Source organism: Dictyoglomus sp. GBS, assembly GCF_055179815.1.
The window spans coordinates 1,871,534-1,893,540 of record NZ_CM143687.1 but is presented as its reverse complement, the minus strand read 5'-3'; the positions used below and the strand labels follow the sequence as shown (position 1 = coordinate 1,893,540).

General features: G+C 30.5%; 33 protein-coding genes and 4 pseudogenes. 29 read left to right on the top strand and 8 right to left on the bottom strand.

Features of this window, described 5'->3' with window-relative positions:
• The first annotated feature begins 5 nt into the window (after nucleotides 1-5).
• Together ACY3IT_RS09485 and ACY3IT_RS09480 are read left to right on the top strand one after the other, a co-directional pair.
• Nucleotides 6-764: an SDR family NAD(P)-dependent oxidoreductase gene (locus ACY3IT_RS09485; protein ID WP_463082699.1), complete on the top strand. Its 759-nt coding sequence runs from the start codon at nucleotides 6-8 to the stop codon at nucleotides 762-764.
• 191 nt (nucleotides 765-955) lie between these two features.
• Nucleotides 956-2,134 (top strand): FprA family A-type flavoprotein, encoded by a 1,179-nt coding sequence (locus tag ACY3IT_RS09480; RefSeq protein ID WP_463082698.1) that lies wholly within the window; start codon nucleotides 956-958, stop codon nucleotides 2,132-2,134.
• A 12-nt stretch (nucleotides 2,135-2,146) separates the two neighbouring features.
• Here ACY3IT_RS09480 and larE read toward each other — a convergent pair whose 3' ends face one another.
• Nucleotides 2,147-2,962 (bottom strand): ATP-dependent sacrificial sulfur transferase LarE, encoded by an 816-nt coding sequence (larE, locus tag ACY3IT_RS09475; RefSeq protein ID WP_463082697.1) that lies wholly within the window; start codon nucleotides 2,960-2,962, stop codon nucleotides 2,147-2,149.
• A gap of 133 nt (nucleotides 2,963-3,095) precedes the next feature.
• Here larE and nikR point away from each other — a divergent pair, with 133 nt between their 5' ends.
• The 10 genes and pseudogenes from nikR to ACY3IT_RS09425 form a co-directional block, all read left to right on the top strand.
• Nucleotides 3,096-3,497 carry a nickel-responsive transcriptional regulator NikR gene (gene nikR / locus ACY3IT_RS09470; protein ID WP_463082696.1) on the top strand — a complete coding sequence of 134 codons (402 nt, stop codon included), beginning with the start codon at nucleotides 3,096-3,098 and terminating at the stop codon, nucleotides 3,495-3,497.
• A gap of 60 nt (nucleotides 3,498-3,557) precedes the next feature.
• Entirely contained in the window at nucleotides 3,558-4,238 is a 681-nt protein-coding gene (gene cbiM / locus ACY3IT_RS09465; RefSeq protein ID WP_463082695.1) for a cobalt transporter CbiM, read from the top strand.
• Nucleotides 4,231-4,566 carry a PDGLE domain-containing protein gene (locus ACY3IT_RS09460; protein WP_463082694.1) on the top strand — a complete coding sequence of 112 codons (336 nt, stop codon included), beginning with the start codon at nucleotides 4,231-4,233 and terminating at the stop codon, nucleotides 4,564-4,566. Before cbiM ends, ACY3IT_RS09460 begins: the two co-directional genes overlap by 8 nt.
• Nucleotides 4,567-5,361: a cobalt ECF transporter T component CbiQ gene (cbiQ, locus tag ACY3IT_RS09455; protein WP_463082693.1), complete on the top strand. Its 795-nt coding sequence runs from the start codon at nucleotides 4,567-4,569 to the stop codon at nucleotides 5,359-5,361.
• Nucleotides 5,337-6,077, top strand: coding sequence for an energy-coupling factor ABC transporter ATP-binding protein (locus tag ACY3IT_RS09450; RefSeq protein WP_463082692.1), 741 nt, complete (start codon nucleotides 5,337-5,339; stop codon nucleotides 6,075-6,077). The genes cbiQ and ACY3IT_RS09450 overlap by 25 nt, the downstream gene beginning before the upstream one ends.
• Nucleotides 6,078-6,119: 42 nt before the next feature.
• Complete coding sequence (locus ACY3IT_RS09445) at nucleotides 6,120-7,487, top strand: MFS transporter (protein WP_463082691.1); 1,368 nt, start codon at nucleotides 6,120-6,122, stop codon at nucleotides 7,485-7,487.
• Nucleotides 7,488-7,542: 55 nt separating this feature from the next.
• A complete protein-coding gene (locus tag ACY3IT_RS09440) occupies nucleotides 7,543-7,917 on the top strand; it encodes a hypothetical protein (protein WP_463082690.1) in 375 nt (124 codons plus the stop codon).
• On the top strand, nucleotides 7,857-8,165 hold the full coding sequence (locus ACY3IT_RS09435) for a hypothetical protein (protein ID WP_463082689.1): 309 nt from the start codon (nucleotides 7,857-7,859) through the stop codon (nucleotides 8,163-8,165). The genes ACY3IT_RS09440 and ACY3IT_RS09435 overlap by 61 nt, the downstream gene beginning before the upstream one ends.
• 377 nt (nucleotides 8,166-8,542) lie before the next feature.
• A complete protein-coding gene (locus tag ACY3IT_RS09430) occupies nucleotides 8,543-8,737 on the top strand; it encodes a hypothetical protein (RefSeq protein ID WP_463082688.1) in 195 nt (64 codons plus the stop codon).
• A 237-nt stretch (nucleotides 8,738-8,974) separates the two neighbouring features.
• A pseudogene (locus ACY3IT_RS09425) lies at nucleotides 8,975-9,100 on the top strand (toxin-antitoxin system TumE family protein); the annotation flags it as partial.
• 154 nt (nucleotides 9,101-9,254) lie between these two features.
• Here the strand turns inward: ACY3IT_RS09425 and ACY3IT_RS09420 are convergent.
• Entirely contained in the window at nucleotides 9,255-9,521 is a 267-nt protein-coding gene (locus ACY3IT_RS09420; protein ID WP_463082687.1) for a hypothetical protein, read from the bottom strand.
• A gap of 4 nt (nucleotides 9,522-9,525) precedes the next feature.
• Here ACY3IT_RS09420 and ACY3IT_RS09415 point away from each other — a divergent pair, with 4 nt between their 5' ends.
• Entirely contained in the window at nucleotides 9,526-9,669 is a 144-nt protein-coding gene (locus ACY3IT_RS09415) for a hypothetical protein (RefSeq protein WP_463082686.1), read from the top strand.
• A gap of 262 nt (nucleotides 9,670-9,931) precedes the next feature.
• Here the strand turns inward: ACY3IT_RS09415 and ACY3IT_RS09410 are convergent, their stop codons facing one another.
• Together ACY3IT_RS09410 and ACY3IT_RS09405 are read right to left on the bottom strand one after the other, a co-directional pair.
• Nucleotides 9,932-10,513 (bottom strand): hypothetical protein, encoded by a 582-nt coding sequence (locus tag ACY3IT_RS09410; protein WP_463082685.1) that lies wholly within the window; start codon nucleotides 10,511-10,513, stop codon nucleotides 9,932-9,934.
• A 130-nt stretch (nucleotides 10,514-10,643) separates the two neighbouring features.
• Complete coding sequence (locus ACY3IT_RS09405; RefSeq protein ID WP_463082684.1) at nucleotides 10,644-11,039, bottom strand: DUF1284 domain-containing protein; 396 nt, start codon at nucleotides 11,037-11,039, stop codon at nucleotides 10,644-10,646.
• 57 nt (nucleotides 11,040-11,096) lie between these two features.
• Here ACY3IT_RS09405 and ACY3IT_RS09400 point away from each other — a divergent pair, with 57 nt between their 5' ends.
• Together ACY3IT_RS09400 and ACY3IT_RS09395 are read left to right on the top strand one after the other, a co-directional pair.
• On the top strand, nucleotides 11,097-11,561 hold the full coding sequence (locus ACY3IT_RS09400; RefSeq protein ID WP_463082683.1) for a glycosyltransferase: 465 nt from the start codon (nucleotides 11,097-11,099) through the stop codon (nucleotides 11,559-11,561).
• A gap of 105 nt (nucleotides 11,562-11,666) precedes the next feature.
• Entirely contained in the window at nucleotides 11,667-12,293 is a 627-nt protein-coding gene (locus ACY3IT_RS09395) for a glycosyltransferase (protein WP_463082682.1), read from the top strand.
• A 26-nt stretch (nucleotides 12,294-12,319) separates the two neighbouring features.
• Here the strand turns inward: ACY3IT_RS09395 and ACY3IT_RS09390 are convergent, their stop codons facing one another.
• The 4 genes and pseudogenes from ACY3IT_RS09390 to ACY3IT_RS09375 all read right to left on the bottom strand — a co-directional run bounded on the left by ACY3IT_RS09390 (nucleotide 12,320) and on the right by ACY3IT_RS09375 (nucleotide 14,350).
• The gene (locus ACY3IT_RS09390; RefSeq protein WP_463083650.1) at nucleotides 12,320-12,835 is read right to left on the bottom strand and encodes a sterol carrier protein domain-containing protein; all 516 of its coding nucleotides are present in this window, start codon (nucleotides 12,833-12,835) and stop codon (nucleotides 12,320-12,322) included.
• 36 nt (nucleotides 12,836-12,871) lie between these two features.
• Nucleotides 12,872-13,426 (bottom strand): GNAT family N-acetyltransferase, encoded by a 555-nt coding sequence (locus ACY3IT_RS09385; protein WP_463082681.1) that lies wholly within the window; start codon nucleotides 13,424-13,426, stop codon nucleotides 12,872-12,874.
• Nucleotides 13,416-14,112: pseudogene (locus ACY3IT_RS09380) on the bottom strand (glycoside hydrolase family 18 protein). The gene ACY3IT_RS09385 and the pseudogene ACY3IT_RS09380 overlap by 11 nt, the downstream one beginning before the upstream one ends.
• A gap of 49 nt (nucleotides 14,113-14,161) precedes the next feature.
• Nucleotides 14,162-14,350 carry a glycosyl hydrolase family 18 protein gene (locus tag ACY3IT_RS09375; RefSeq protein ID WP_463082680.1) on the bottom strand — a complete coding sequence of 63 codons (189 nt, stop codon included), beginning with the start codon at nucleotides 14,348-14,350 and terminating at the stop codon, nucleotides 14,162-14,164.
• 208 nt (nucleotides 14,351-14,558) lie between these two features.
• On the opposite strand from ACY3IT_RS09375, the gene ACY3IT_RS09370 reads away from it, so the two are divergent.
• The 14 genes and pseudogenes from ACY3IT_RS09370 (at nucleotide 14,559) to ACY3IT_RS09305 (ending at nucleotide 22,005) form a co-directional block, all read left to right on the top strand.
• Nucleotides 14,559-15,026 carry a peroxiredoxin gene (locus tag ACY3IT_RS09370; RefSeq protein WP_463082679.1) on the top strand — a complete coding sequence of 156 codons (468 nt, stop codon included), beginning with the start codon at nucleotides 14,559-14,561 and terminating at the stop codon, nucleotides 15,024-15,026.
• Nucleotides 15,027-15,161: 135 nt separating this feature from the next.
• On the top strand, nucleotides 15,162-15,542 hold the full coding sequence (locus ACY3IT_RS09365) for a PadR family transcriptional regulator (RefSeq protein ID WP_463082678.1): 381 nt from the start codon (nucleotides 15,162-15,164) through the stop codon (nucleotides 15,540-15,542).
• A 3-nt stretch (nucleotides 15,543-15,545) separates the two neighbouring features.
• Nucleotides 15,546-15,767, top strand: a complete 222-nt coding sequence (locus tag ACY3IT_RS09360) for a DUF5320 family protein (RefSeq protein WP_463082677.1) — start codon at nucleotides 15,546-15,548, stop codon at nucleotides 15,765-15,767.
• Between the two features lie 55 nt (nucleotides 15,768-15,822).
• Nucleotides 15,823-16,029 (top strand): ferredoxin, encoded by a 207-nt coding sequence (locus ACY3IT_RS09355; protein ID WP_463082676.1) that lies wholly within the window; start codon nucleotides 15,823-15,825, stop codon nucleotides 16,027-16,029.
• A pseudogene (locus ACY3IT_RS09350) lies at nucleotides 16,022-16,129 on the top strand (P-loop NTPase); the annotation flags it as partial. The gene ACY3IT_RS09355 and the pseudogene ACY3IT_RS09350, both read left to right, overlap by 8 nt.
• Before the next feature lie 22 nt (nucleotides 16,130-16,151).
• Nucleotides 16,152-16,523 carry a NifB/NifX family molybdenum-iron cluster-binding protein gene (locus ACY3IT_RS09345; RefSeq protein ID WP_463082675.1) on the top strand — a complete coding sequence of 124 codons (372 nt, stop codon included), beginning with the start codon at nucleotides 16,152-16,154 and terminating at the stop codon, nucleotides 16,521-16,523.
• Nucleotides 16,501-17,268 carry an MBL fold metallo-hydrolase gene (locus tag ACY3IT_RS09340; RefSeq protein ID WP_463082674.1) on the top strand — a complete coding sequence of 256 codons (768 nt, stop codon included), beginning with the start codon at nucleotides 16,501-16,503 and terminating at the stop codon, nucleotides 17,266-17,268. The genes ACY3IT_RS09345 and ACY3IT_RS09340 overlap by 23 nt, the downstream gene beginning before the upstream one ends.
• Nucleotides 17,269-17,272: 4 nt before the next feature.
• Nucleotides 17,273-17,719, top strand: a complete 447-nt coding sequence (locus tag ACY3IT_RS09335; RefSeq protein ID WP_463082673.1) for an arsenate reductase ArsC — start codon at nucleotides 17,273-17,275, stop codon at nucleotides 17,717-17,719.
• Nucleotides 17,720-17,722: 3 nt separating this feature from the next.
• The gene (gene mntA, locus ACY3IT_RS09330; protein ID WP_463082672.1) at nucleotides 17,723-18,115 is read left to right on the top strand and encodes a type VII toxin-antitoxin system MntA family adenylyltransferase antitoxin; all 393 of its coding nucleotides are present in this window, start codon (nucleotides 17,723-17,725) and stop codon (nucleotides 18,113-18,115) included.
• On the top strand, nucleotides 18,099-18,368 hold the full coding sequence (locus ACY3IT_RS09325) for a HepT-like ribonuclease domain-containing protein (RefSeq protein ID WP_463082671.1): 270 nt from the start codon (nucleotides 18,099-18,101) through the stop codon (nucleotides 18,366-18,368). The genes mntA and ACY3IT_RS09325 overlap by 17 nt, the downstream gene beginning before the upstream one ends.
• A 29-nt stretch (nucleotides 18,369-18,397) precedes the next feature.
• Nucleotides 18,398-18,526, top strand: coding sequence for a HepT-like ribonuclease domain-containing protein (locus ACY3IT_RS09320; protein WP_463082670.1), 129 nt, complete (start codon nucleotides 18,398-18,400; stop codon nucleotides 18,524-18,526).
• A 273-nt stretch (nucleotides 18,527-18,799) separates the two neighbouring features.
• Nucleotides 18,800-20,110, top strand: a pseudogene (locus ACY3IT_RS09315) (alkaline phosphatase).
• A 3-nt stretch (nucleotides 20,111-20,113) separates the two neighbouring features.
• Nucleotides 20,114-20,293, top strand: coding sequence for a hypothetical protein (locus ACY3IT_RS09310; RefSeq protein ID WP_463082669.1), 180 nt, complete (start codon nucleotides 20,114-20,116; stop codon nucleotides 20,291-20,293).
• A gap of 62 nt (nucleotides 20,294-20,355) precedes the next feature.
• Nucleotides 20,356-22,005, top strand: a complete 1,650-nt coding sequence (locus ACY3IT_RS09305; protein ID WP_463082668.1) for an ABC transporter ATP-binding protein — start codon at nucleotides 20,356-20,358, stop codon at nucleotides 22,003-22,005.
• Nucleotides 22,006-22,007: the final 2 nt, after the last annotated feature.

The window sequence follows — 22,007 nt, the reverse complement described above, 5'->3', positions numbered from 1 at the left end:
ATATTATGAATTTTAAAGATAAGGTTGTTCTTATTACAGGTGCAGGTTCTGGTATTGGAAGAAAGACTGCCATTATGTTTGCTGAAAGAGGGGCAAAAGTCGCTGTAAATGATATATCTGAGGATAGAGGAGAGGAAACAGTAAAAATTATTAAAGATCAAGGGGGAGAAGCTATTTTTATTTTAGGGGATGTATCATCGCCAAAGGATGCCCAAAGGATTATTAAAGAGGTAGTAAATACATTCGGGAAAATTGATATTTTAGTTAACAATGCTGGAATAGTAGTTTATGGAAAGGTGGAAGATACCTCAGAAGAAGATTTTGATAAAACTATGCTTGTAAACGTTAAAGGACCATTTTTCTTATCCAAATATGCTGTGATGGAAATGAAAAAACAAGGTGGAGGAGTTATTGTCAATATTTCTTCAGAGGTTGCTCTAAGGGCAATTCCAGAAAGGTGTGCCTACAGTGTTTCTAAAAGTGCAATTCTTGCTCTTACAAAATCACTTGCGATTGATTATGCAAGAGATAATATTAGGGTAAATGCGGTATGTCCTGGAACAACTTTTACTCAAGGACTTGCCGAAAGATTACAGAAATTGCCAAATGCTGATGAGGTTCTTAAACAAATGTCTGAAAGAAGACCGATAGGAAGACTTGGAAAGGAGGAAGAGATTGCTTTTGCAATACTTTTTGCTGCTTGTGAGGAAGCAGGGTATATGACTGGAAGTATAATTTCTATTGATGGTGGTTTTACTGCTTAAAGGGGGAGATCCTAGGATCTCCTCCTTAATTTTTAAAGATTTTTTGAAATAGATCTCTTAATTTTTCACTCTTTTGAAATCATAAAGATACATCCATAGTATTGAAAATTTTTTGCATTTTTGTTTAAAATGAGTTATAATCATTTCCTGAAAACCATACTAAAATGATAGGAATAAAGGAGGTAATATTGATGGATAAAAGGGAAATTAGAGATGGGATATACTATGTGGGGGCTCAGGATTGGAATAGAACCCTATTTGATGCCCTGATCCCATTACCAGATGGTACAAGTTATAATGCTTATTTGATCATAGGAGGTGAAAAGATAGCGTTAATTGATACTGTAGATCCAACAAAAAAAGATGTCCTTTTTGAATATTTAAAGGATGTAGATCATATAGATTATGTTATATCTCAACATGCTGAGCAAGACCATTCTGGAAGTATTCCTTTTGTATTGGAAAGATATCCATCAGCAAAAGTAGTAACAAATCCAAAAGGTAAAGAGCTACTTATGAGTCATTTACATATACCTGAAGACAAATTTATTACTGTAAATGACGGTGAAACATTATCCTTAGGAAATAAGACATTAAAATTTATTTATGCTCCTTGGGTTCATTGGCCAGAAACTTTTGTATCTTACCTTTTAGAAGATAAAATTCTTTTTACATGTGATTTATTTGGTTCTCATTTGGCCACATCAGATCTTTTTGTGGAGGATGAAGGTTTAGTGTATGAGGCTGCAAAAAGATATTATGCAGAGATTATGATGCCTTTTAGAAATATAATTCAGAAAAATTTAGAAAAGATTAAAGATCTTAATATAGATATTATAGCTCCAAGTCACGGTCCAGTTTATAAAAACCCATCCTTTATAATAGATGCTTATAAAGATTGGATAAGCGATAACCCAAAGAATTTGGTTGTGGTTCCATATGTTTCTATGCATGATAGTACAAAGATTATGGTAGATTATTTTGTAGATAGATTAATTGAAAAAGGAATAAAAGTACAAATTTTTGACCTTACTGTAGCAGATATTGGAAAGATCGCCATGTCTTTAGTTGATACAGCTACTTTAGTTATAGGTACTCCTACAGTGCTTGCTGGACCTCATCCTAAGGTATTGTATGTAACCTATCTTGCTAATATTTTAAAGCCAAAGGTAAAGTTTGCCACCGTGATTGGTTCTTACGGATGGGGTGGTAGGACTCTTGACATCATAAAGAGTAACTTAACAAATCTTAGTGTAGAATTAATAGATCCAGTTTTAGTAAAAGGATTTCCTAAATTAGAAGATTTTAGATTACTTGATGAGCTTGCTCAAAAGATTTATAACAAACATAAAGAAATAGGAGTATTATAGAAAGGGAGAGGACTATTTCTCTCCCTCTCTTTTAATTATCTCCTCATTCATACTTCCTGTCCTATATCCTTCTAAATCTAAGGTTATATATTTATAACCAAGGCTTTTCAATTCTTTTATAATTTTATCCTTTAAACTTAATATTAAATCAAAGTCTTTTTCTTCAATTTCTATTCTTGCCACATTATTATGATCTCTTACTCTTATTTGTTTGATTCCTAAATTTCTTATAAATTCTTCTGATAATTCAATCCTTTTCAGTCTTTCTTTTTCTATCTTCTCTCCATATGGTATTCGGGTAGCAAGACAAGCAAGAGATGGTTTATCATAGGTTGGTAAGCCAAACATTTGGGAAAGTTTTCTTATTTCATCTTTTGTTAACCCTACTTCTAAGAGAGGACTTCTAATTCCCAGTTCTTTTATAGCCAATCTTCCAGGTCTATAATCCTTAAGATCATCTGCATTACTTCCTTCTATTATATGCTCTATATTGTTTTCTTTGGATATTTCTAATATTTTTTTGAAGTTTATTTTTTTACATATATAACATCTTTCTGGAGAATTATTTATGAACTCTGGATTTTGAAGAATACTTTCATCTTCTACAATTATGTGTTTAACTCCTAATGTTTCTGCTAATTTTTTAGCCTCTTCTATCTCCTTTTTAGGAAATAATGGAGAAACTAAGGTTACTGCTAATACATTATCTTTTAATACCTCTTTTGATACCTTTAGAAGAAAGGTGCTATCTACTCCACCAGAATATGCAACTGTAACTTCACCTAATTCTTTTAACAGAGACCTTAATTTTTCTAATTTTTCTTCCATATTGTATCCTCCTTAGGTGTTTTTCCTTAAACAGTATACTAAAAAGGTACAAATTGTGGAATAAAATATTAAAAATAAAAACTTGAAATATATGATATAATTTAAAAAATATATAGTTGTTAAAAAGGCAAGCATGATAAAGCGTTTTGGTGTTTCTATTGAAAAAGATTTATTAAAAGCCTTTGACAAGATTATTGAGGAAAAGGGCTATAATAGCAGATCAGAGGCAATAAGAGATATTATAAGGGATTATATAGTAAGAGAGAAATGGAATGTAAAGAAAGAGAAGGTAGTAGGAAGCATAAGCTTGGTATATGAGCACGATGTATATGGTTTGGCAGATAAACTTACTGATATCCAACATCATTATCATGATGTGATAATTTCTACGTTGCACGTACATTTTGATGAGAAAAATTGTTTAGAAGTGATATTAGTAAGAGGAAGAGTAGAGAAGATTAAAAAGCTATATGATGAGCTTTCTTCATTAAAGTGGGTAAGACATACCAATATTTCAATAACTGATATTATTTAAATTTTTTTGTTTTTATGGTAACATTTTTTTTAAAATTAATGTTACGGAGGTGACTAAATAATGCATATACCTGATGGATATTTGGGACCTCAAACATATGGTAGTATGTTTACTGTTATGGTACCTTTATGGGCAAAGGCTTATTCTTCTATGAAGAAAAAAGTAAAGGAAGAAACTATTCCCTTAATTGCTATAGGGGCATCTTTTTCTTTCGTTATAATGATGTTTAATATTCCTATTCCTGGTGGTACTACAGGACATGCTGTAGGAAGTGTTCTCCTTTCAGTACTTTTTGGACCTTGGACAGCTCTTATACTTACCTCTATTGTGCTTATAATACAGGCTTTAATCTTTGGAGATGGGGGTATCACAGCAATTGGAGCTAACTGTTTTAATATGGCTTTTGCTATGCCTTTTGTTGGATACTTTATTTATAGGTTGATAAGAGGTAAAACTCCTATATCTTCTAAAAGATCTCTTATAGGTGCAGGAGTAGGATCTTATATAGGTCTAAATATAGCTGCATTATTAACAGCTTTAGAACTTGGAATTCAGCCAATTATATCTAAGGATTCTCAAGGATTACCTTTATACTGTCCTTATCCTTTAAAAGTTACAATTCCTGCTATGATGATAGAGCATTTATTATTGTTTGGAATAGTAGAAGCTGTAGTTACTGTTTTAGTACTATATTATCTTGTTAAGACTGGTACTATAAAGGAGGAAAGTTATCATGTATAAAACGAAAAAGCTATTTATTGGTATTTTCATACTTGTTCTTCTTTCTCCTTTAGGTATTTTATTACCTTACTTTTTTAGAGCTGGATCTGCTTGGGGGGAGTGGGGACCTGATGAACTTAAGGAAATGATTGGGTATGTTCCAAAAGATCTTGAAAGACTTTCTTCTTTTTGGAATCCTGTCTTTCCGGATTATAATCTTAAAAGTTGGATTGAAAAGGGACTTTTTTATGAGATCTTAGGATATTTAATTACTGGGTTGATAGGTACTGCTATTGTAATTATTGTAACATATCTTATAATCATAGTTAATAAGAAAATACAGAAATAAATGAGTAATTATGTTGATAAAACTATATTAGAACTAAGTAGATTCTTAGAGGACACTCTAATTTTTAAAAAGTTAGAGTGTCCTTATTTTTGTAAGAAAATTTCAGAGAAAGTAAGATTTTTTTCTGTCATAATGTCCATTATATTTATTACCCTTTTTAAAAGTCTGTATGTGCTTTTATTCTCTAATATTTTGATATTAATCTTAATTCTTTTTGTCCGGATAGATCTGAGGAATTTTTGTAAAAGGGTGCTATCCTTTGGATTATTATTTTCTTTTATAATTATTCTTCCATATATTTTCTTTAATCCTATAACTTTTTCTTTAGGTTTCTATAAGGAAGGATTGGAAGTAGCTTTAAGATTCTTTCTAAGAATATTAGCATCTATTTCTCTGATACAATTCTTATTATTTACTAGTTCTTGGGTTGAGATTATAAAAGGTTTAAGGAGTCTTTTTGTACCATCACTTATAATATATATTATTGCCATGACTTATCGATATATCTTTTTGCTGGTTACTTTGGCTTTAGAAATGTTTTTGGCTAAGAAAAGTAGAATGATAAATTATGAATTAAAAAGAGAATACGCTTGGATTGGTGGTAGTATGTCTCTTTTATTTCTAAAATCTCAGGAACTTATGAAAGAAGTTTCTCAAGGAATGACCTCAAGAGGTATAAGTAAGAGATTTAAAATCCCTATGAATAATGGATTAAAAAAGGAGGATTATATTTTTGTGAGTATATTGATTTTATTTTGGGGAGTTTTGTTATGCATGGACCAATTTTTAAGTTAGAAAATGTAAGTTATTACTATACAAAAGAAAAAAAAGCCTTAAATTCTATAAGTTTAGAAATAAAAAAACAAGAAAAAGTAGCAATTTTAGGACCTAATGGTGCTGGAAAAACTACCCTTTTGAAAGTATTGGATGCTCTTTTATTTCCTCAGGAAGGTAAATTTTATTTTTGTGGAGAAGATGTAAATGAAGATCGTTTTGAGGATCCAGAGTTTAACTATAAATTTAGAAAATCAGTAGTACTTCTTTTTCAAAACATAGATGCCCAATTATTTTTACCCACTGTGAGGGAGGAACTTTCCTTTGGACTTGTACAACTGGGATTTCAGGAAGCAGAGATAGAAAGGAAAATATTACAAATTTCAGATTTATTTCGTATATCCCATCTTTTAGAACGTTCTCCCTTTCAATTAAGTGAAGGAGAAAAGAAGAAGGTTGCTTTAGCGTCTCTTTTGATCATTGATCCAGAGATTATTTTATTAGATGAGCCTACGAATGGACTTGATCCAAGAAGTGTAAGAGAATTTATAGAAATAATTCAAAAATTTCAAAATAATGGCAAGACTGTTATTACTGCTACTCATGATTTAAATACTGCCATTAAAATTGCAGATAAGTTTTATGTGATGGGAGAGGAGAAAAATATATTAAGAGTGGGAAATTATGAGGATATCTTTTTAGATGAGGATTTTCTTAGATTTGCTAATTTGATATAGATCCTATTTTATAAAAACATAATTGTGATATAATTTTTTTCTATGAAAATAAAAGATTTCTTTACAACTTATTTTGTAGAGGATGTAGAGCTTAAAAGAAGCTTAAATTTAGTAATTCTTGGAGTATGCTTTGGTATAGTATTTTTTAACGTAACAACAGGAGCTCCTATTGCTGGTTTTGCAAAGGAACTTGGTTTTGGAGATCTACTTTATGGTTTTATGTTGGCTATGCCAGTTTTAGGTGGGGCTATACAACTCTTTGCATCTTATGTTTTAGAAAGAACAAAAAAGAGAAAGATAATCTTTTTTTTAGGCGGCTTTATTCAGAGAATACCTTGGCTTTTTATTCCTATATTACCCTTCTTTATATCTGACAAAAATCTTTTGTTTTCTTTAATTGTTTTTCTTTTAGCGATTACTGCTGTTGGAGGGGCATTTATTAACGTAAGTTTTATGTCCTGGATGGGAGACTTGGTTCCTATTGAGATAAGGGGAAGATTCTTTAGTCATAGGAGTATGCTTGCAACCTTTGTTTCTTTTATTAGTGGGCTTAGTATTGGATGGTTTTTAGATAGGGTCCATGGATTGATAGGTTTTGCCATAGTTTTTATTTTTGCTACTATTTTAGGGCTTTTGGATATTTGTTGCTTTTTCTGGGTATATGATCCCCCTATGAAAAAATCTGATTTTTCTCAAGTCAATTTTAGAAAGATGATGAAAAGTGTTATTAAAGATTCAAGGTTTTCCAATTTTCTCTTATTTGCCGTTTTTTGGAATATAGCATTAAATATCTCTGCTCCATATTTTAACATATACATGATTAAATATCTCAAGATGAGTTATTTTGAAATAGCTCTTTATGTTCAGATTGTAAGTAATGTAATAACTATTCTTTCAGTCAGAATGTTGGGAAGATTAATTGATAGGTTTGGAAATAAACCGGTTCTTATTATAAGCACATTAATTGTAAGCTTCTTGCCCTATATATGGTGTTTTACAACACCGAATAATTGGCTCTTTTTTGTAATATTAGTTCAAATATTTGCAGGTACTTTTTGGCCAGGAATTGATTTAACTTTTAATAATCTGGCTCTTTATCTTTCTCCTAATGAAAATAGGTCTTTTTATATTGCTGTTTTAAACTTTTTTGTAGGAATAGTTAATGCCTTATCTTTTATTTTGGGAGGATATATTATAGAATATGTGGCTCCACCAATAGTAGCCTTTATTAATAATGTTACGGGATTATACCTTGTGGAATATCATTTAATATTTATATTGTCAGGAGTTTTAAGATTTATGTTTTCAAGAATATTTTTACCAAGGATACATGAGGAAAGGTCTAAGCCTGTAGAAGAGCTTAAAAACCATATTGTAAAAAAGATTAAGAATAAGATTGGGGTGTTCTAAAACACATTAGTCCCAAATTATGATAAAATCAAAAATTAAGAATAGATGAAGAGAAATGATAAGGTCAAAGTATTCTTCTTGTAAAATGCTTCAATTAGTAAAAGAACTTTTGAGGGAAAACACAATTTTAACTTCAAAAAAGATAGGCAGACCTAAGTCTTATGATGATGTGTTTATCATTTCTCTCTGGCTATTTCAAACTTTGCATAAGTTTTCCTATAGAGAGATTTTAGAATATGTCTCTCTTGAAGGGTATTCTGTTCCAGCTTTAGGTACCTATCATTATAGGGTTCAAAAACTTCCGAAGGGGGTTTTACAAGAGTTAATTGAGAAGGTTGGGGAGATGTTTTTTCGGAGAGATGGAAGAAGATGGAAAGGTTTAGTAGTAGATGGGACACTGGATTTGGTTATCGAGAGAAATATGTTTTAGGATGGCTTCGTGGGATAGTTGCAAAGGAAGTTGCCTCACATGTTAGGGCTGTTTTATTAGTTGGGATAGATGAGAAGAAAAGGATAATTCTTTTGTGTTGTGAGGTAGTTTTTGCATATGCTTCTGAGGTTGAGATGTTGCGTAGACTTCTTGGTAGGGTTGATAAACTTTTGGGGTTACCTTTTATTGGAAACAAGGGATTTAATGCTGTAGACATATTGGAGAGGGTGAGGGGGCTTGGGTGTTAGTTGGCAGTTAAGATGAAAGAGACTTGGAGGGTTGGGATAAAACATCCATTGAGGAAAGAATCCAAGGTTGGGGGGAGAGATAGGGAAAGGAAATGAGATATTTAATAGAGGGGGTTTTTGGTAACATAAAACTTAAACTAGGGTCAAAGTTTGCACTTATAAGAGAAGATTTAGCCTTGAAGAGAGCTTTAGCGGTATTTGCCCTTTATGCCCTTAACCTTATTTTTTTTCAATTTGTTATATTGCCTTTTTTTAAAATAATTGATAAAGACTTAAACAATTTTCTTATGAAAATTTATTGAATTTTATAATTTTCGAACATCCCAGTTTTTATTTGAATTTAGATGTTATGCTATAATTTAATTGAGGTGATAAATATGAGCATCACTGAGGATTTCATAAAAAAGATAGCCAATAATTTAGGTATTAATTCTGAAGATGTTACTAAGGAAAGTATAAGAGCTTTCTTAAGAGAAAAAAGAAGGAAGATAAAGATAGATATATTAGAGATTCTTGATAGGTATAAAGTATCCTCTTCAATAGAACTTAAGAAAAAGATCTCTAAAGGGTAAGTTTCAGAACATCCTACATGGGAAGGCTTAATTCTTTTAGAAAATCTTGAGGAGACTCTTAAAATAATTGAAGAAGACCTCAAGAGCATACCTTAACTTGTTAAATATCGCATTAAATGAGTGTGGTTCAATCATTGAATATGGGGAGATAATATATACTCAGAGTCAAGAGCCATGGAAATTGCGTCTGTACTTTTATGATGGAAGTTTTTTAGATATTTTTTTTCAAAATTAGGTAAATATTCATACCATTGGGAGAGAAGATTTATTGATAAATCTATATATAGACACGATAACGCTCCTCATAAAAATTGGGAGAAAGTAAAGACTTTCCCAAAACGTTTCTTTATCCTCAATCTATAAAAATTTGATACTAACAACAATCCAAAATTTATTAAACTGATTATCCTTTTCTCTAATTCTTCCAGAAGCCCTCTTGCTTTTCTTCTTTTCTCCTCCATCTTCGTTAAAAGATACACTTTGTCTCTTCCATCTTCATACTTTTTCTGTAGAGTTCCTAGCTCAGCATATTCGCTGGCAGGTTTGAAACATAAGCATAGAAATCTTCTTCCTCTTCATCTGAAATATATCCTCTCACAAAAACATTAGCTATTACTTTGTGTACTAAAACATTTTCATAAACTCCAGATCCTAATTTCTGTAAAGGTTTTCCATTTACATATACATTCCTATTTAACCTTATGATAAAATACGTCAACTCTGGATATGTAAACTCTCTATCAAATACAAAGACTGTTCTCTTGAGAAGAACAGGAAGGAGCAAAGATATGGCTTTTATGATTAAATCTACTTCGCCTTTCCATTTTAGCTTAGAAAAAGAATCAAATCTAACCGGAACAAGAAGGATAGGTAAAGCTCTACCTCCTATAGGAAGAAAACAAAAGAGTAGGGAGATTTTACTCTATTTATGATTAAATGAGCTAAACTTATTTGGACATCAATAAAATTCCATTTATGGTTATGAAGAAATCTTCTAATTCTATTAACTAAAGCTTACTTCTTCTTTACTCTTTTTTGATAGAGGTAAATCTGGTAAAATATACATAGAAAATCGCCTATAAATTCTACCACAAGGAGGCATCCTTTTTTAAATACTGATTACAGATAGGTATTTTTTTTCATTGTATCAATTGCAAAAGTAGATGGGGTAGCTATATTCTCTACCAAATGTCTTTATGCTGAAATTTTCATTGGAGTTATGTTATTTATAGTTTTCCAGATTTCTAAATTTATTTTTTCACTCTTTTTATATTCATATATGTTAAAAGCTGGTTCACCACATACATCAATTCCCAAGATTTTTCCCCTTTGGAATAATAAAAATAATGATAGAAGTTGATCTAAAGATAAATTACCTTGATCCCAACTTGTATTTATATAAGACTTGTCTAAAATATCTTTATCTATAGATATGTAAACAGGTAAATCCTTTATAAGATTTTCTATCTTATTATAACCAAATTTAATTATACATATTTTACCTTCTAATTTTTCATAAGAACTTATGAGAATTATCTTTTTTAAAGTTTTAATTTTTATTGCCTCCAATAGCCAAGAACCACAACTTATATAACCCTCAAAAGTTTTCTTTATGTCTATATGATGGTCAACAACTAAGAGAGCAAAAGGTATATCTATCTTTCTTAAAAAAAGATAAGTTAGGTAATGGTAATCTCCTTTTCCTAGAAAATTTATTTTCCTTTCTGTTTTTGGTATTCTTTTTTCTATCCTTTCTAAATTTTCAAAGGAACACATATATTTTGTTCCAGAGATATCTCTTAGATCTATCTCAATTCCTATACTTCTTAAATTTTCTTGAAAGAAATAAGTATCATCAAAATGAAATATTAATGTAAAAAAATAGATTTTTCATATATATTAATTATCAGAATAAATTCTTTTGTGAGCAAAAAAGAAACCAAGAACAATCTTTACAGAAATTTTCAAAGTTTGATCTTGTTATCATCTTAAAAATTATCTTTTTTATATCAGAATAATTATATTTTTTATTTATAATCAAATTAAGATGATTTATTATTTCCTTATCTTTATTTTCTATTTCCTTCGGATATCTTTCCCTTAAACATCTATCATCTTTTAAATATGGACATATATTACAAATACTATCTTTTTCAACAACTAATAAAAATTTATATCCCTCGTCTAATTTTTCTTTTATTAATTTCATGTTTTCTATGAATTCTTCAGAATATCCTTTACCTTCAAAATGTAATAGACAGAGCAAATGATGTCCTCTTATTTTTATATCTTTATTATTCATATTTTTCTTCCTCTACTATATAATTTTATATTATATTTGAGAGAAGAGCTTTAAAGTATGAATAATAATTTAATAATTGGACAATTTACAGATGCATATCTTCCTATAACTGACGGAGTTGTTTTAACAGTAAAAAACTATGCCCATTGGATTGAGAAAAAATATGGTAAATGCATTGTAATTTGCCCATCTTTTCCCAAATTTGTAGATGAGGATGATTTTGATATTATAAGATTTTTTTCTATTCCTATGCCATTACGACCTCCATATAGAATGGGAATTCATTATTTAGATCTTAAAGCTATAAAGAGAGTTGGAAAAATTCCTTTTCATATAGTTCATGCCCATCCACCCTTTTCAGCAGGACTTTTTGCTTTGGAGACTGCAAGAAAAAAGAAAATTCCAATTGTTGCTACATTTCATACAAAATATTATGATGATTTTAAATCCGCAACAAAATCAGACTTTTTAGCACGTATAGGGGTAAATATTATTGTAAAATTTTATGAAAAGGTTGATTAGGTCTGGACTGTTAATTCTTCTACTGCAAAAACTCTTAAGGAATATTGATTTAAAAAAGAAATAGAAATTATTCCCAATGGAACCGACATTATTCCTCCAGAAAATTTGGAAGGGTATAGGGAGAAGATAAATAAAATTTATAATCTTTCTCAAGATGATAATGTTTTCCTATATGTTGGGCAATTAATATTGCATAAGAATACAAAGATGCTTATAGAATCTCTTTATTATTTAAAAAAGAAAGGATTATTTTTTAAAGCTTTTATTGTAGGAACAGGAAAAGATGAAAAATATCTTAAAGATTTAGTAAGAAAATTGAAACTAGAAAATGAAGTAATTTTTGTAGGAAAGATTATTGATAGAGAACTTTTAAAAGGATATTATGCGAGGGCTGATCTTTTCCTTTTTCCATCTTTATATGATGCATCCCCTTTAGTTCTTCAGGAAACTTTTGCTCTTTTTTGTCCCTCCCTGTTAATTAAAGGTTCAAATGCATCCGAGGGAATAATTGATGGATATAACGGTTTTCTATCTGAGAACAATGCTTTTTACTATGCGAATATGATTGAAAATTTAATAAAAAATAAATCTCTTCTTAGGGAAGTAGGTAAGAATGCTCAAAAAACTTTATATAGACCTTGGGAAAAGGTTGTTGACGAAGTTGTAGAAAGATATAAAGAATTAATTTTTATATATCAAAAAATTTTTAAAAATAATCACAAGAGAATGTAGGATAAGTTGTAAAAATTTTGTTTAGCCTAAGTATAATTTTTTTTATTAACTTCTATTAATCCTAAGTCAAAAGCTTGAGTTATAGATATAAAACCTGAAATTATCTGAGATAATGTATTTATACTTAAAGATATATCCCAATAACTGGTATTTTCTTTTTCTAAAAATCCTTTTCCATCTTCTACAATTAATTTAAATACCCCATTATTCCATTCCGCATAATTATCTTTTATCTCTACAAATATATTTTCTTTTATGTCTTCTACAAATGACATTCCCTCAATAGCTTTCTTAAGTTCAATTATTCTTAACATGAAAGTAGGTTCAATATTGCAATATATATAAGGATTTGGAAGAATTAGATGAAGAGAATCATTTATTTCTGCTATCCATTCTGCTTCCTCTATATTTATTGATTGTCTGGAAAAGATCCTAAGAAGTCCTTTATATGCTGAGGTGTTCAATGCAATTATATCTCTTACATTTATTTTATTAATACTCCCTTTAACTACTTGATATAGAACATAGCCTTCAAGATCAATATCTTCATATACATATAGATAAGTAAGGTCTTTTGTCTAAAATATATTATTTTCCCATCTTTCATCACTTCTTTTTATCATACCAGAAAAATTTTTAGCATATTTCTCATATACAGGTTTAATGTAATTCCAGTCAGTTAAAGGAATTTTCTTAACTTTTTCAGTTTCTTTAAATTTTGGAATTAATCTTAATTTAACCCTATATCTCTTTTGGAAACCACAAAGTTCCCATCCAAATAATCTGTAAAACTCGTAGGAGAAGGGATATAAAGAAGAGAAAATGAGACCTCTATCTTTTGATATCTTAATGGCTTCTTTTAAAAGAATATGGATATAATTTTTTCCTCTATGTTCTGGAAGCGTAGCAACTCCTCCTATACCTGATAGAGTAAATAATTTACCTCTAATATAGACTTCAAAAGGATTTATAACTAAAGCGGATACAAGTTTATTTTTTTCAAAAATTCCTATACAATTTCTAATACTTTTTTCATTAACCCATGTTACTTGTTTATAAGGAAGAAGAAATGATTGACTCAATAGTTCTATAAGTTCATCCATATGGGATGGATTTAATATATTAATTTCCACTAATTTCCCCCCTAAGGGATTTATGAATTAGAGAAAGTAAAGTATTTCCTTTAAAAGGATAATCATCTGTTATCTCCCATATCATAATTCCACCCAGATTGTTTCTTATAACATATTCACATTTTTCCTCTATTGAGATCTCATCATCATAGGTATAGAAGATTCTTTCTTTGGGGTTCCAAAGCCAAGGTGCCCTTGCATGCTCATCTCTAAATTTATGAAAATCTTGATTATTTTCTAAAACTCCTTTTATGAAGAAGAAGGGATTACTTCCTGAAGGATGGTCCTCAGTATCGTACATACCTGCAGGTATACCAATAACTTTTGCAAATAAGCTATTTTCACCATCATCTTGGCATATCTATCCCTTCCCGTAAAATGGAACACCAAGAACTATTTTTTCAGAAGGTAATCCAAATTTTAAATATTCTTTTATTGCAAAATCACAATTTGATCTTTCTCTACTTATAGGATCAGGATCCTTAGGATTAGAAAATAGAGGAGAGTGATGATTTGTATATTTATCCCATCTACCATGAAAATCATAGGTCATAAGATTTAAAAAATCATATGTGATATTTATCAGGTTCTGTATTATGAATTTCTCTGTATCCTGCAGGTCCTGCAATTGTTAACAAATAGGACTTTTTATCTCTACCTTCAGCATCATCTAAAACTTCTCTTATGTCTTTTAAAAGTAAAGTAAAATTTTCCTTATCTTCTGGTCTTACCTTATTAGTAGGTAATCCCCCACTTACTGGATATATCTATACCATCAAGATTAAATTCTCTTATAATCTCTAATGCGCTATTAGCAAAGATAAGTCTATTTTTATGGCTAAATGCTATATCAGAAAATTCTCCAGAATCTGTCCAACCTCCTATAGAGATTAAGATTTTTACATCTTTATATTCATTTTTCAAATATTTTATCTTTTCCGTATTCTTTTGAAAAAGATTTTCCTCTAATGGGGCTACCTTTCCATCTACAATTTTTCATAAAGGCATAATTTATATGAGTGAGTAGATTCCATGATATATCTTCTACAGAGTAATTTAGATATTCATCTTTTACTTTCCATTCTGGAAAATATCCTACAATCTTCTATTATAAAATATTGGAGGTAATAAAATGACTCAGAATAAGGGACTTAGGATTGGAGACTTAGCTCCTGATTTTTCCTTAAGGGATCAAGATGGAAAGGAATTTAAACTTTCTGATTTTAAAGGTAAAAAGATACTTCTTTCTTTTCATCCTTTGGCATGGACTTCTGTATGTGCAAAACAAATGCAATCTCTTGAAGAGAATTATGCAAGATTTCTTGAACTTAATGTAATACCAGTAGGTATAAGCGTGGATCCTGTACCATCTAAAAAGGCTTGGGCTGACAGTTTGGGAATAAAAAAGTTGAGAATATTATCGGATTTTTGGCCGCACGGGGAAGTAGCCAAAAAATATAACATATTCATAGAAGAATATGGATTTTCGGAAAGAGCGAATGTAGTTGTAGATGAGGATGGAGAGATTATCTTTTTTAAAATATATCCTCTTAAAGAGCTTCCTGATATAGAAGAAATATTTCTTTTTTTAAAAGATTAATTTTGATTTAGCCTCATTAAAAGGTAATTAAATCTACCCCCACTATCTATATTTCCAATTTTAATTTTTAACTATTGACATTTATATTTTTTAGGTTTATATATGTATGTAGCATATATATGGAGGTGAATATATTTGAAAGGATTTAGACAAGGAATGGGAAAAAGAGATGTAGGTTTTGCCCCAGGATTTTGGCTCAGAGTCTTTGTCCTTTCTGCTCTATCTAAGAAGGATCTTCATGGGTATGAGCTTTTAAATATGCTTGATGAGTATTTTCCTGAATTTTGCTTTTGTAGAGGACCTTCTGGAATGGGTACAGGATATAGAATTCTTAGAATACTTGAGATGGAAGGCCTTATAAGATCTCGTTGGGAAACTGGAGAAGGTCCTGCAAAAAGAGTTTACTCAATTACACCTGAAGGGTTGATGGTAAAAAAAGAGTTAATAAATTACATAAAGGAAATGAGAGATAGAATTGATAAATTTTTGGAATTTGTTGAAGGAAAGGAGGTGTAAAATATGTGGAGATGGTGGAGAGGTCATGGATGGGGTTTCGGAGGTTATGGAGCTCCTTGGTGCCCATGGTCTTTTTGGGGTCGTAGATGGTGGTGGAGAGGTGCTGGATATTATCCTTACTCTGGGCTTACCAAGGAGGAAGAAAAGGAACTTTTGGAAGCTTGGAAAAAAGATCTTGAGGCTGATCTTGAGGATATAAAGAGACACTTGGAAGAACTTAAGTAAAAGAAAGGGGCGGGGTTTATCCCGCCCTAAAATTTTATTAATGGAGGGTAATTTTATGAATGAAGAACATGTACATCATAATCATCATAGTGGTTTAGGTCCTGAGGGTTTTTGCATATGCCCTAAATGTGGTTATAAAAAGGTACATACTCCAGGAATTCCCTGTAGAAATGAGCGTTGTCCTAATTGTGGATCAGCTCTTATAAGGGAAGGATCTTATCATCACAGATTGATAGAGGAAAGGAGAAAGAAGAATGAATAAAATTAAGCATAAAATCGTAGTAATGAGTGGAAAAGGAGGAGTTGGAAAAAGTACATTCTCTGCAAATCTTTCTGTGGCTCTTGCTATGAAAGGATATAAAGGAAAGATAGGAGGTGGATATCATGAAGATTGCAGTTGCTTCTGATGATGGAAAAATAATTTCTGCCCATTTTGGAAGGACAAAGGGTTTTTTAATTTTTGATATAGAAAATGGAGAGATAAAAAGTAGAGAATATATTCCAAATACCTTTACTGGACATGCCAGGGGATTATATGAAAAGGGACTTCATCATCAATATGATACTCATGCGGTTATTATTGAAAACTTAAAAGATTGCAAAGCTGTAATTTCTCATGGGATGGGAAGAAGACTTTATGATGATTTGACTTCTGCTGGAATAGAAGTTTATGTGACTGATGAAACGGATGTGGATAAAGCTATAGAGCTCTATTTAAAGGGTGAACTTACTAATGTCTCAGAACTTCTTGACTAAAATAACAGTTTTGTGTGACGATAGACTCTCCTTTCCTCTATTAGCAGAGCATGGCTTTTCTGTGCTCATTGAAAAAGAGGGAAGATTTCTCCTTTTTGATACAGGAAGTACTGATGTGTTTATAAAAAATGCTAAGATTTTGGGAAAAGACTTGTCAAAAGTTGAAAATATAATCATAAGCCATAGTCATTATGATCATGCAGGAGGACTGAAATATCTTTTGCCCTTTAATAAAAAATATAAAGTCATTCTTAAAGAGGAAGCTTTTCTGCCTAAATATAGTAATGAACGTTTTACAGGGATAGAATGGGAAAGTTTAAGAGGATTTTTAGATTTTGTGGTTATTAAAGATGAAGTTATGGAGATTTTTGATAATGTTTTTGTATTTGGTCCTGTACCTTTTAGAAATGATTTTGAAGAACCAGATCCTTATTTTTATGTAACGAGAGGAGATAAGAAAGAAAGAGATTTTTTTGAAGAAGAATTAAATTTAGTGATAGATGAGGGAGACGGTATAACTTTGATCACAGGATGTGCTCATAGGGGAATTGTTAATATAGTGGAATATGCTATAGAGAAGTTTAATAAGAAAATAAAGCTTCTTATGGGAGGCTTTCATCTTTATAAATCTACCTTTCCTAAAATAGAAAAAGTAATAAATAGCCTTCAAAAATTTGACATTGAGAATATAATCCCATATCATTGTACGGGAGAGGAGGCTATAAAAATCTTGAACAAGAGGTGATTCAATGGATAAAAAGCGTGTTCTTTTTATATGTACCCATAACTCCGCAAGATCACAGATGGCAGAAGGTATTATGAATGCTTTGTATGGAGATAGGTTTCAAGCTTTTTCTGCAGGAACTAATCCCTCTAAGGTAAATCCTCTGGCTATAGAAGTACTAAAGGAGATAGGAGTAGATATTTCTCATCATAAAAGCAAAAGTATAGATGAATTTAAAGGAGAAAACTTTGATTATGTAGTTACAGTTTGTGATAATGCAAAGGAAAATTGTCCCTATTTTCCTGGTGGAAAAAAATATGTTCACAGAGGTTTTATGGATCCAGCAAGTGTAGAAGGTACATATGAAGAGAAGCTTTCAGCCTTTAGAAAAGTTAGAGATGAAATATTAGAATGGATAAAGGAATTTTTTATAGAGAATAAAGAAGAGAAAGAGCAATTTTTCTTACCTTAAATTATGAAAGAAGAAATTTTAGAAAAACTAAAAGATTATTTTAATAAAAAAGAAAATGTGATAATGGCTTTTCTTTTTGGGTCTTTATCCAAGGGAAAGGTTCATAGACATTCTGATATAGATATTGTTATTTATCTAAAGGAATATGACATAAAAGAAGTAGAAAAAATATGGGATGAACTTGAGGATTTATTAAAAAAAGATATAGACCTTATTGTATTAAATAATGCAAAACCTCTTGTTGCCTTTGAGGCTATCAGAGGAGAAAAAATAATAATAAGAAATTACGATTTTTATACTGATTATATGTTAGAGGTATCCTCTGAAGCTATAGACTTAAAGGAATTTATTTTAGATCTATACAAAATGAGAAGAGAGAATGAAAGATATAAATAAGATTAAAATAATTAAGAGAATAGATTTTATTAATACGGAAATGCAAGATTTAAAAAGATATGAGAATATAACTTATGAGGATTACAAAAGTGATAGAAATACTCAAAGGATAATAGAAAGAATCATAGAAAATATTGCTAATGCATTAATAGATATAATTAAAATAACTCTTTCTGAATTTGATATTCCTATTCCAGATACATATAGAGAGATAATTCTTTCTCTAAAAGAAAAAAATTTTTTAAAAATATAAATTATGATTAAATTTCTGAAATTGCGAGAATGAGAAATATATTGGCTCATCAATATCTTGAAATTAGATGGGAGTTAATTGAAAAATATATGAAAGATGAGATAGGAGAAATAAAGAAATTAATCAAAGATTTTGAGGTTATGTTAGAAAGTAGTTAACAAATACAAATAATACGATAGTAGAAAGGGTATTGAGGGCTAAAATGCTGGCTATGAATTCTACATCTTCTTTGTCTTCTCTTACCCTCCTGATAAACTCTAACTTCCTCCATTTTATATCTTTCATTCATATCTACACTTACAAAATAAAAACTCCTAAAATGAGATTTTATTAATAAGATTTAAATTAGATCTAATAACTTTTTAAATTTATTATTATAAAATCTATTATGGGATATATCCCTAAATTATTTAATAAAGAAGGAGACTAAAATGAAAAGATATTTAATCATTTTATCTCTTTTATTGTTTTTAGTCTTTTCTTTTGTTCCTGCTCAAGAAGCAAGAGTTCGCAATGTTATATTTTTTATAGGAGATGGCATGGGACTTGAATGTGTTGATATTGCAAGAATAGTTCTTGTAGGGAAGGAAGGATATTTAGATTTTGAAAAAGCACCCTATGTAGGAATTGCAAAAACATATGCAGCAAACACATTAGTTACAGATTCTGCAGCAGCAGGAACTGCTTTAGCAACAGGATTTAAGACAAACAATGCATGGTTAAGTATAACTCCAGATGGAAAGGTTGTAAAAACCCTTTTAGAAGCAGCAAAAGAACTTGGAAAATCTACAGGGTTAATAACTAATGTAACTATAACCCATGCAACTCCTGCTGCTTTTTCTGCTCATACCACCTCAAGAGATGAGCTTCCAGTAGCAGATCAATATGCAGAATTCAAAACTGCAGATATATAAATGGGTGGTGGACTTTCTTACTTCCTTCCTAAATCTGATCCAAAAAGTAAAAGAAAAGATGATAGAAATTTAATAGAGGAATTTAAAAAAGCAGGATATGAATTTGTATCTACCCCTGAAGAACTTGAAAGAGCAGTTGTAAAAAATGGGAAACTTTTAGGTCTCTTTGATTATGAATATCTACCATATTATATGGATAGAGAATTCTTAAAAGCAAAAGTTCCATCTCTTGCTGACATGACAAGAAAAGCTTTAGAAATATTAAATAGAAATGAAAATGGATTCTTTATAATGATTGAAGGTGAAAAAATAGATTGGGCAAATCATGGACATGATCCTGCAAATGCGATTTGGGAAGTCTATGAATTTAATGAAGCAATAAAAGTAGCCTTAGAATTCTTAGAAGAAAATCCAGATACTTTAATAGTCATCACTGCAGATCATGAGACAGGAGGGATTGAACTTTCCACTGGAAAATATGAAATTTCTCCTGATGTTCTAAAGAAGCAGAAAGTCTCTACAAATGTACTTGCAGAACTCGTGAAAGGGAAGAGTGATGAAGAGATAAAGAAGATTTTTGAGGAGTATGTAGGAATTTCTGATCTTAAACCTGATGAGATAGAAAAGATTAAGAAAGCAAATGCAACTCTAATTGGAGATGTAATTTCTGCAAGAGCTCAAATTGGATGGACTACAACATCTCACTCCGGTGGAAGTGTCCCTGTATATGCCTTTGGAGAGGGAGCAGAGGTCTTTACAGGAGTTTATGATAATACCGATATAGCAAAGAAGATTGCAGATCTTGCAGGATACATCCTTTTAAAATAAAATATGATATATAAGGTTGATGCAACCTTTGGTGTATTAGTAAAGATAGGGGAGAGAGTGAAAAAAGGAGATAAATTAGGACTATCTTCAGAGTTGAAGGAGATAATTTCTGAAGAAGAGGGAATTGTAAAAAATATAATCTTTGATGGACAGGAACATGTATTTATAATTGAAATTGATTAAAAGGAGGAGCATTTGGCTCCTCCTTCAGATAATTTCTTGAATAATTGTGAAAAGAACTTATTATGAATAAAAAGGATTCAGATATTCCTTTTTTATCTCAGGAAAAGATAAATTACTCAAAGCTTAAGATCCTTTTTCCTTATATTAAGGAGCATATAAGAACTTTTATTATTGCAAGTTTGTTTCTTTTAATTACATCTTTAATTGCGACTCCCATTCCTTATATTTCTAAAATTATTTTTGACAATGTATTCTTAGGAAATAAAGATATTAGATTTTTTGGTTATCTTGTAGTAATTTCTGCGATATTACACATAGGAAGGACCATTTTTTCAGGGATATCAAGTTATTATTTTGCAAAGGTAAGCCAAGAAGTATTATCAAGTCTAAAGAGTGATTTATTTAGAAAGATTTTAAAGCTACCTTTTAGATTTTATGATGAAGCTCAGACAGGATATATATTAGCAAGAATAGGAGAAGTGGAAGGTCTTGGTCTTTTCTTTTCATCTACAGTGATAAATCAGATGATAAGATTTTTTGAGTTTGTATTTGCCCTTTTAATGCTAATGTATCTTAATTTAAAATTGACTTTTTATGCTATTTCCATACTTCCAGCTTATTATGTAGTTATAAGGGCATTTTCCTTAGGATTAGTATCAGCGACAAAGGATGTTCTTGAGGGATCAGCAAATATTATGGGAAAGATACAAGAGAAAGTTTCAGGAGTAGAGGTTGTGAGGCTATTTGGGACTGAGGAAAGGGAAGCTGAAGAGGTAAAAAAGGAATTTAAAGGTCTTGCCAGGAAGAATTTATTACAAAGTATATTTTTTACCATTTTTGGAGAGTTAAATTTTGTTATTATCGCTTTAGGTGGTCTTTTAATTTTATGGGTAGGAGGGATGGATATAATAAAGGGTTCTTTTACGATTGGAAGCTATTTAGCTTTTGTAGGATACCTGCAAAAGCTTTATGGTCCAATTCAAAGTATGGCTACATTTAGTTTATCTTTGTATCCAGCTTTTGTTTCTCTTCAAAGAGTATCAGAGATATTAGAAGCAGAGAAAGAGAAGGAAGGGAATATAGAGCTTAAAAATTTAATAGGAGACATACAATTTAAGAATATTTCTTTTTCTTACGATGGAGAGAAGAAAGTTTTAGAAGGGATAGATTTACACATAAAACCAGGGGAGAAGGTAGTGATTTTAGGGCCTAATGGATCTGGAAAAAGTACCTTAATAAAGTTACTTTTAGGGATGTATGACCCTTTAGAGGGAGAAATTGTAATAGACGGAATAGATATAAAGGACATAAAACTGTCATCTCTTAGAGAAAAAATTGGTATTGTTTCTCAAAATGTATTTTTATTTAACGACAGTGTGAGAAACAATGTAGCCTATGCGATACCACAAGTGAAGGATGAAGAAATCATTAATCTTTTAAAGACAGCAGAGCTTTATGATATTTTTATGGAAGGATTTAAAGATGGACTTAACACGATAATAGGAGAGAGAGGAGCAAAGATATCAGGTGGACAAAAGAAAATAATAGCCTTTTTAAGGGCTGTACTAAAGAAGCCAAATGTTTTAATACTTGATGAAGCCACATCGGAAGTTGATATGACAGTTGAGAGAAAGATTTATGAATATATAGAGAAGTTTATGAGAGATAAGACATGCATAATCATATCCCATATTATGCTGCAAAAGTTTTAGGA

Coding starts and splice junctions, on each gene's coding strand:
- ACY3IT_RS09485 (WP_463082699.1), top strand. CDS start 6: ATGAATTTTAAAGATAAGGTTGTTCTTATTACAGGTGCAGGTTCTGGT.
- ACY3IT_RS09480 (WP_463082698.1), top strand. CDS start 956: ATGGATAAAAGGGAAATTAGAGATGGGATATACTATGTGGGGGCTCAG.
- larE (WP_463082697.1), bottom strand. CDS start 2,962: ATGGAAGAAAAATTAGAAAAATTAAGGTCTCTGTTAAAAGAATTAGGT.
- nikR (WP_463082696.1), top strand. CDS start 3,096: ATGATAAAGCGTTTTGGTGTTTCTATTGAAAAAGATTTATTAAAAGCC.
- cbiM (WP_463082695.1), top strand. CDS start 3,558: ATGCATATACCTGATGGATATTTGGGACCTCAAACATATGGTAGTATG.
- ACY3IT_RS09460 (WP_463082694.1), top strand. CDS start 4,231: ATGTATAAAACGAAAAAGCTATTTATTGGTATTTTCATACTTGTTCTT.
- cbiQ (WP_463082693.1), top strand. CDS start 4,567: ATGAGTAATTATGTTGATAAAACTATATTAGAACTAAGTAGATTCTTA.
- ACY3IT_RS09450 (WP_463082692.1), top strand. CDS start 5,337: ATGCATGGACCAATTTTTAAGTTAGAAAATGTAAGTTATTACTATACA.
- ACY3IT_RS09445 (WP_463082691.1), top strand. CDS start 6,120: ATGAAAATAAAAGATTTCTTTACAACTTATTTTGTAGAGGATGTAGAG.
- ACY3IT_RS09440 (WP_463082690.1), top strand. CDS start 7,543: ATGATAAGGTCAAAGTATTCTTCTTGTAAAATGCTTCAATTAGTAAAA.
- ACY3IT_RS09435 (WP_463082689.1), top strand. CDS start 7,857: ATGGAAAGGTTTAGTAGTAGATGGGACACTGGATTTGGTTATCGAGAG.
- ACY3IT_RS09430 (WP_463082688.1), top strand. CDS start 8,543: ATGAGCATCACTGAGGATTTCATAAAAAAGATAGCCAATAATTTAGGT.
- ACY3IT_RS09415 (WP_463082686.1), top strand. CDS start 9,526: ATGGCTTTTATGATTAAATCTACTTCGCCTTTCCATTTTAGCTTAGAA.
- ACY3IT_RS09410 (WP_463082685.1), bottom strand. CDS start 10,513: ATGTGTTCCTTTGAAAATTTAGAAAGGATAGAAAAAAGAATACCAAAA.
- ACY3IT_RS09405 (WP_463082684.1), bottom strand. CDS start 11,039: ATGAATAATAAAGATATAAAAATAAGAGGACATCATTTGCTCTGTCTA.
- ACY3IT_RS09400 (WP_463082683.1), top strand. CDS start 11,097: ATGAATAATAATTTAATAATTGGACAATTTACAGATGCATATCTTCCT.
- ACY3IT_RS09370 (WP_463082679.1), top strand. CDS start 14,559: ATGACTCAGAATAAGGGACTTAGGATTGGAGACTTAGCTCCTGATTTT.
- ACY3IT_RS09360 (WP_463082677.1), top strand. CDS start 15,546: ATGTGGAGATGGTGGAGAGGTCATGGATGGGGTTTCGGAGGTTATGGA.
- ACY3IT_RS09355 (WP_463082676.1), top strand. CDS start 15,823: ATGAATGAAGAACATGTACATCATAATCATCATAGTGGTTTAGGTCCT.
- ACY3IT_RS09345 (WP_463082675.1), top strand. CDS start 16,152: ATGAAGATTGCAGTTGCTTCTGATGATGGAAAAATAATTTCTGCCCAT.
- ACY3IT_RS09340 (WP_463082674.1), top strand. CDS start 16,501: ATGTCTCAGAACTTCTTGACTAAAATAACAGTTTTGTGTGACGATAGA.
- ACY3IT_RS09335 (WP_463082673.1), top strand. CDS start 17,273: ATGGATAAAAAGCGTGTTCTTTTTATATGTACCCATAACTCCGCAAGA.
- mntA (WP_463082672.1), top strand. CDS start 17,723: ATGAAAGAAGAAATTTTAGAAAAACTAAAAGATTATTTTAATAAAAAA.
- ACY3IT_RS09325 (WP_463082671.1), top strand. CDS start 18,099: ATGAAAGATATAAATAAGATTAAAATAATTAAGAGAATAGATTTTATT.
- ACY3IT_RS09320 (WP_463082670.1), top strand. CDS start 18,398: ATGAGAAATATATTGGCTCATCAATATCTTGAAATTAGATGGGAGTTA.
- ACY3IT_RS09310 (WP_463082669.1), top strand. CDS start 20,114: ATGATATATAAGGTTGATGCAACCTTTGGTGTATTAGTAAAGATAGGG.
- ACY3IT_RS09305 (WP_463082668.1), top strand. CDS start 20,356: ATGAATAAAAAGGATTCAGATATTCCTTTTTTATCTCAGGAAAAGATA.